The organism is Shewanella sp. 11B5 (assembly GCF_002836795.1).
Classification (GTDB): Bacteria; Pseudomonadota; Gammaproteobacteria; order Enterobacterales; family Shewanellaceae; genus Shewanella; species Shewanella frigidimarina.
In genome coordinates, this window is record NZ_PJAP01000308.1 from 1 (window position 1) to 7,156 (window position 7,156).

The 7,156-nt window shown below is 41.6% G+C and carries 5 protein-coding genes and 1 pseudogene; 5 read left to right on the forward strand and 1 reads right to left on the reverse strand.

What is annotated here, in order from left to right:
* Nucleotides 1-49: 49 nt before the first annotated feature.
* Nucleotides 50-535 carry a transcription elongation factor GreB gene (gene greB / locus CXF78_RS06180; RefSeq protein WP_011635724.1) on the reverse strand — a complete coding sequence of 162 codons (486 nt, stop codon included), beginning with the start codon at nt 533-535 and terminating at the stop codon, nt 50-52.
* 213 nt (nt 536-748) lie between these two features.
* Between greB and CXF78_RS06185 the strand changes: the two genes are divergently transcribed.
* The 5 genes and pseudogenes from CXF78_RS06185 to CXF78_RS06205 form a co-directional block, all read left to right on the forward strand.
* Nucleotides 749-3,121, forward strand: a complete 2,373-nt coding sequence (locus CXF78_RS06185) for a Tex family protein (protein ID WP_102036278.1) — start codon at nt 749-751, stop codon at nt 3,119-3,121.
* Nucleotides 3,122-3,325: 204 nt separating this feature from the next.
* Nucleotides 3,326-4,993 carry a phosphoethanolamine transferase gene (locus CXF78_RS06190; RefSeq protein ID WP_257984855.1) on the forward strand — a complete coding sequence of 556 codons (1,668 nt, stop codon included), beginning with the start codon at nt 3,326-3,328 and terminating at the stop codon, nt 4,991-4,993.
* Between the two features lie 10 nt (nt 4,994-5,003).
* Complete coding sequence (locus tag CXF78_RS06195; RefSeq protein WP_243638405.1) at nt 5,004-5,447, forward strand: diacylglycerol kinase; 444 nt, start codon at nt 5,004-5,006, stop codon at nt 5,445-5,447.
* Between the two features lie 176 nt (nt 5,448-5,623).
* Nucleotides 5,624-6,298 carry a response regulator transcription factor gene (locus tag CXF78_RS06200; RefSeq protein ID WP_011635728.1) on the forward strand — a complete coding sequence of 225 codons (675 nt, stop codon included), beginning with the start codon at nt 5,624-5,626 and terminating at the stop codon, nt 6,296-6,298.
* Nucleotides 6,298-7,156 (forward strand): annotated as a pseudogene (locus CXF78_RS06205) (sensor histidine kinase); the annotation flags it as partial. The gene CXF78_RS06200 and the pseudogene CXF78_RS06205, both read left to right, overlap by 1 nt.

Here is a 7,156-nt window from a genome sequence, read left to right on the forward strand (position 1 = left end):
AACTAAACCATAGCAATTAACGCCTTTGATTCCGTTTTCCTTGGATAAGTTATTTCTGTTCTAGTTTGTAACTAATCTTATTGATGTACCAGGTTTTATCGCCTTGAGGTGTGCTCACTACCGCTTCATCGTCGACTTGTTTTTTGAGTAACGCGCGGGCCATGGGCGAGTCGATGGAGATGTAGTCTTTACGTTCGTCGTAAATTTCTTCTGGGCCGACAATTTTAAAGGTTTTAATGTCACCGGCGTCGTTTTCAATTTCAACCGTGGCGCCAAAAAACACTTTGCCTTCTTGCTCTGGTGCGTAATAGACAATTTTGAGTTCGGGCAGCAGCTTGCGTAAATAACGTACTCGGCGGTCAATTTGCCTTAATAAACGTTTATTAAAAGTATAATCAGCGTTCTCGGAGCGATCTCCCAAACCTGCCGCCCAAGTGACAATTTTAGTCACTTCAGGACGTTGTTCTTTCCACAGGTAATCGTGCTCAATTCTGAGTTTATTGTAGCCTTCTAAAGTGATTAACTTAGTTTTCACGCGGTTTACTCTTAATGTGGTCGAAGAACGGTGAGGTTTTATATAAGCCGTAATATTATCATCTGTGTTTTAGCACTTCATGCCCGATGATGCATTCTTTTTATCGATTATCTATAAAGACATCATAAAGCCTTTCGTACTAGCAGCGAACTGGTGGTCTTTATGGTATCTTTGGCATAATTTTATTTTAAACCATGTCGAATTCGATTGATTATGCATAATATTGCCCAGATTATCGCTCAAGAACTTAATGTCCGTGAACAACAGGTCACAGCGACCATTGCGCTATTAGATGATGGCGCCACCGTGCCGTTTATTGCGCGCTATCGTAAAGAAGCTACCGGTGGTTTAGATGACACTCAGTTGCGTAACTTGTTTTCTCGTTTAGGTTATTTACGTGAGTTACACGACCGCCGCCAAGTGGTGTTGTCGAGCATTGATGCGCAAGGAAAATTAACCCCAGCGTTAACTCAAGCGATTAATGACGCCGACAGTAAAACCCGCCTTGAAGATTTATATCTGCCATTCAAACCAAAGCGTCGTACTAAGGGCCAAATAGCCATCGAAGCGGGTATTGAGCCGCTTGTAGATGCAGTGCTAGCCAATCGTCAATTAGATATAGAAAGTAAAGCAACTGAGTTTATTAATCCTGATGCGGGTTTTGCCGACTCTAAAGCGGTACTAGATGGTGCGCGTTTTATTTTAATGGAGCGTTTTGCTGAAGATGCAGAGTTGCTGCGTAAAGTGCGCCAGCATTTATTACAGCAAGCTGTGCTTGAAAGCCGCATGGTAAAAGGTAAAGAAAAAGAAGGCGCTAAATTCCGCGACTACTTTGAACATAATGAGATGATGAGTAAAATCCCATCTCACCGTGCTTTAGCCATGTTGCGGGGCCGTAACGAAGGCATGTTAAGCCTGTCGATGAACGCCGATCCCGATACTCAAGCGACAGAAGGCAGTTATTGTGAAGTGATTATTAGCGATCACTTTAAGTTAGAACTGACTAACTCTAGCGTTGATGAATGGTTGAAAACGGTAGTGACCTCGACTTGGCGCATTAAAGTTGCCTTGCAAATGGAAACAGAGTTTATCGCTAAGATGCGTGAAAGCGCGGAAGAAGAGGCCATTAGAGTGTTTGCCCGTAACCTGGGCGATTTATTAATGGCGGCTCCTGCTGGTGCTAAAGCAACTATGGGACTCGATCCTGGTATCCGTACTGGTGTGAAAGTCGCGATTGTTGATAACACCGGTAAGCTGGTGGCCCACACCACTATTTTCCCGCATGCGCCACAAAACTTATGGGACAAATCGATTCGTACCTTAAGTAATTTAGTGACCATGCATAAAGTTGAAATTATTGCGATTGGTAACGGTACTGGCTCGCGTGAGACCGACAAGCTAACTGGCGAGTTAATCGCTGCCGTGAAAGAAACGCATCCGACGCTGACCAAAGTGATTGTGAGTGAAGCGGGCGCATCGGTATATTCGGCCTCTGAGTTTGCCGCTAATGAGTTTCCTAATCTTGATGTGTCAATTCGTGGTGCGGTATCAATTGCGCGTCGCTTACAAGATCCGCTAGCAGAGTTAGTAAAAATTGAACCCAAAGCAATTGGCGTAGGACAATATCAGCATGATGTAAGCCAAAGCCAGTTATCGCAGTCGCTTGATGCCGTCGTCGAAGACTGTGTTAACGCTGTAGGTGTTGACTTAAATATGGCATCAGCGCCGTTATTAGCTCAAGTTGCTGGCTTAACCAAAACCTTAGCTAAAAACGTGGTTGATTTTCGTGACGCTAATGGTCAATTTACCAATCGTAAGCAGTTATTGAGTGTGGCTCGTTTAGGGCCTAAAGCTTATGAGCAAGCAGCGGGTTTTTTACGTATCCGTAATGGTGATAATCCATTGGATTCATCATCTGTTCATCCAGAAGCTTACAGCCTAGTTGAGTCGATTGCAGGTGCTAAGCAATTGCCATTAACTGAACTGATTGGTAATAGCGATTTGTTAAAACAGATTAATGCTGCCGATTTTGTTACCGACGCATTTGGTGTCCCGACCATTAATGATATTTTAGCCGAACTAGACAAACCAGGACGCGACCCGCGTGGTGAGTTTAAAACGGCTACGTTTAAAGACGGCATAGAAGAATTGAAGCACCTTAAAGTCGAGATGATTTTAGAAGGTGTAGTCACCAACGTGACCAACTTTGGTGCCTTTGTTGATGTGGGTGTGCATCAAGATGGTTTAGTGCATATTTCATCGTTAACCGACAAGTTTGTTAGTGACCCTCATACAGTGGTTAAAGCCGGTGATGTGGTTAAAGTGAAAGTGATGGAAGTGGATATTGAGCGTCGTCGTATTGCGTTAAGCATGCGTCTTGATGAAAAAATTGATACCGAAAAAGCAACAAGACAGTCGCAGGGTAAGCCACAAAACAGTTACCAGAAAAAGCCTGCTGCGGGTAAATTTTCAGTCAATACCAAGAGTTCTGGTCATAATAAACCAGCCAGTAAACCGGTTAAAGCACCACAAAATGCGGCTATGGGTAATGCGTTTGCTGATGCCTTTGCCAAGATAAAAAAATAATCAATTATACGGTGTGGTAAAACACATTTAGCTAATATATTGATTATAAAGCCTTTGCACTTATGTGTAAGGGCTTTTTTTTAGCTCATTTTTATATTTTGAAACTGAATATAACCACACAGCAATAATTCAGTTTTTATTCAGTGGATCTTAAGTGTTTTAGTTGAATATCAGCGCCAGTCGAGTTTATTGCGAGTGGCAAAATTGAAATTACTAACGAAAACATTATCCAGTATCACCCCAAAGAGCATCAGTTACGAGGCGATGACCTGCATTATCGCTGTCTATTTTGGCTTGGTATTAAATTTTCCGATAATCCGTAAAATCTATCAGTTATCAGCAGATGGTCATGTGCTGTTTTCTTTGTCACCGGCATTGTTATTAAGCAGTTGTTTTATGCTTATTTTTAGCTTATTTGCTTTTAAATTTGTTTTTAAACCCGTGATGATTGTGTTGTTACTGACATCGTCAGCGGCCATGTATGCGATGTTGCAGTACAACGTGATGTTTGATTACGGCATGATTGAAAATATTTTTGAAACCAATTCTGGTGAAGCTTTTTCATATATAAGCTTACCTTCAATTAGCTATGTGATGGTGTTAGGGGTAATACCTTCTGTTTTGTTATACCGCACTAAATTATCGAGTGGTCCGTCACTGGCCAAAATAGTGCTTCGTCGCGCTGGCTTTACAATATTCAGCGTGGTGTTAGTCGGGTTGATGGTGCTGTTTTTTTACAAAGACTATGCGTCAGTGGGGCGCAATAATAATTATCTGAATAAGATGATTATTCCTGCACATATTTATAATACGGTTAAATACCTAAACAACCGTTACTTTACCGAAAAGTTAACCTTTGACCCTATTGGTCAAGATGCACAGCTAACCCCAAGCGTGAATGGCAAACCGACCCTTATGGTGCTTGTTGTCGGTGAAACTGCCCGTGCAGAAAATATGGCGTATAACGGTTACCAACGTAACACCAACCCATACACAGAAAACCTAGGCATGATTGCCTTACAGAATGTGTCGTCGTGTGGCACGGCTACCGCGCATTCGTTACCGTGCATGTTCTCAAACCTAATCCATGACAATTACAATCGTGAAGTTGCTGATGCACGAAATAATGTGCTTGATGTAGTTAAGGCGGCTGGTGTTAACGTGACATGGTTTGAAAACGATGGCGGCGATAAAGACGTAGGAGCCCGCATTAATAAGATTGATATTTCGCCGAGCGAGCCAAATCCATTATGTGATGGTTTAAGTTGTTATGACGAGATTTTAGTTGAAAAACTCAGCCAAAAATTACAACAAGACAGCCAAGCCAGTGCGCTGTCGGGTAAAGGTTTAGATAATCAATTTATCGCTTTGCATACTATTGGTAGCCACGGACCAACATATTGGCAGCGTTACCCAGCCGATAAGGCGTTATTTACGCCAGCTTGTAGCCGCAGCGACATTGAAAACTGTAGCGACCAAGAGATTGTTAATGTTTACGACAATACTATTGCTTATACCGATTTTGTGTTGGCAGAAACGATTAATGTACTTAAGCAATATCAAGACAAATATAACGTCGCGCTGGTGTATTTATCTGACCATGGTGAATCATTGGGTGAAAGTGGAATGTATTTACACGGTACGCCTTACAGCATTGCGCCGAGCCAGCAAACTCATGTGCCTTGGTTTATGTGGTTACCACAAGACTACACACAAGCTAAAGAAATTGACCGTGAATGTGTTGCCGAGCATGCATCAAGTGGCTCGTACTCACATGACAACTTGTTCCATACATTGTTAGGGCTTTACGGCGTCAGCAGCTCGGTACGTGATCCTAAGTTAGATATCACCACCGATTGTAAAATGAACTAGGGATATACCGATGACAATTTCAGTTTCATCGTCTACGTCAGATGATAATGTTACAAAGAATACGGCAAAGAACGCGACAGCCAAGCAGCCAAAAATTGTGGTGAAACGCCATGGCATTATGCGCTTGCTGTATACCTGCAAACATACCTTTAATGGTTTAAAGTGGATGTGCCGTAATGAAGCGGCATTTCAGCAAGAGTTAATGCTGTTTATTCCATTAACTGTATTTGCTTGTATGGCAAATATTAGTGCAGCACAATCTGCCATGTTAGTGCTGGCGTTACTATTTGTATTGTTTGCAGAACTGGTTAACACTGCAGTTGAAGTAGTGGTTGATCGTATTGGCTTGGAGTTTCATGAATTATCTGGGCTAGCCAAAGATATAGCCTCTGCATTTGTGTTTCTCAGCATGCTGATGGCAGCGATTGTTTGGTGGGTTGTTTTGTGGGCATAATTGCTTAGTTGAGCGTTAATCTGTCCGCAACGTGTCGGCTGTTAACTTATCTCTATGGCTAGCATAGAGATAAGTTTGCTCATGGTAGTTTGTTATCCCGAGTTTAGATTATTTTCCCATTTGGACTGCATCACTCGTAATATGGATATAGGCGTAATTATGATAAAGGACACTCAATGAAAGTGTTGTTAATTGAAGACTCTGAAGCACTTCGTCGCGGCATTAGAGTTGGGTTAGATCATTTAGGTTATACCGTTGATGAAACAGGTGATGGTTCTGAGGGCTTAAGCATGGCGCTCACAAATTCTTATGATTTCATTATTTTGGATCTCATGCTGCCTAATGTAGATGGTCTGAGTTTACTTAAGAGTATTCGTAAATTAGGTAATCAGTCTAAGGTCATTATTTTATCGGCTAAATCACAAGCTGAAGATCGTGTTACTGGCTTATTGGCGGGTGCTGATGATTATCTGAGTAAACCATTTTCGTTTGACGAATTACAAGCCAGATTACTTTGCCTAGGCCGCCGTGGTGAACTCAATCAACAAGTTAAAACTATTTGTGTTGCGAACTTTGTTTTAGACACAAATAACAAATCACTTCATGCAGATGGCCATTACATCGACTTAACCAAAAACGAATTTAAAATTGTTGAATATTTATTTAGTAACCCTAAGCAAGTACTTAATCCTGAACAAATCAGCGAAGCAGTAGTGGGTTCATTTAATCATTTATCGAAAAATACTATCGAGGCTCATTTATCGTCAGTGCGTAAAAAAGCTAAAGCCGTTGGGGTGACGCTACCGATAAAAAATAAACGTGGTTTTGGTTATTTTGTAGGTGAACATTAATGAGATCGTTAACCACAAACCTAGTCAATACCATGACCTATGTGGTATCAGGCATGTTGATTTTGGTGTTTTTGGCGATTGATATCAGTATCGATAATTGGGTCGATGTTGAATTTGATAGCGCGTTAACAGACAAGTCTAACTACCTAAAGACCTTAGTTAAAGTGACGCCAGAAGGCACCGAGTTTGATTTTGCTGGCGAGTTTATGCCTGAATTTGGCACCTCGACTAAAGCAAGCTTTTTTCAGTTGTGGCAAGGCTCAAGCGTGTTTGAACGATCTGAATCGTTGCGTAATTTCGAGGGGGTAGATTTACTTAAAAAAGACATGCCGATCAATAGTGCCTTTTTTGCTGATGTGGTGTTACCTGATGGTCGAGACGGTCGCGCTATGGTGTCTTATTTTGAGCCGCAAGTACCTAAAGTCGATCGTGAAATTATAGGTCAAGTCGAACCCATGTGGTTAACCATAGCCATTACCACAGAAGATTTATCGCAAATTTTGGTGATCATCGATTCTAGTTTAGCCATTGGCTTACTACTGGTGATTGTATTGATCCGCTGGGCCGTAGTGAAGGTGATTCATCGTGGTTTGACCCCGTTGAACGAATTAAACGTGTCGCTAAAAAGCGTTGATGTCACTAAAAAATACATCCCGCTGTCTAGCGAATCAGAACGTTATCTTGAAATTGAACCGATACGTAATGAGTTGAATAAGTTTGTCAAAATTAGCCAACAATACCTACAAACAGAAAAGCGCATTACTGCCGATATCGCTCATGAACTGAAAACGCCCATCAGTGAATTGATTAGCTTGAGTGAAATTTATATTCGTTATCCGGATGATCAGCGTATTGGCG

Excerpts from the sequence above, each read along its gene's own strand:
- CXF78_RS06185 (WP_102036278.1), top strand. The coding sequence starts at position 749 with ATGCATAATATTGCCCAGATTATCGCTCAAGAACTTAATGTCCGTGAA.
- CXF78_RS06195 (WP_243638405.1), top strand. The coding sequence starts at position 5,004 with ATGACAATTTCAGTTTCATCGTCTACGTCAGATGATAATGTTACAAAG.
- CXF78_RS06200 (WP_011635728.1), top strand. The coding sequence starts at position 5,624 with ATGAAAGTGTTGTTAATTGAAGACTCTGAAGCACTTCGTCGCGGCATT.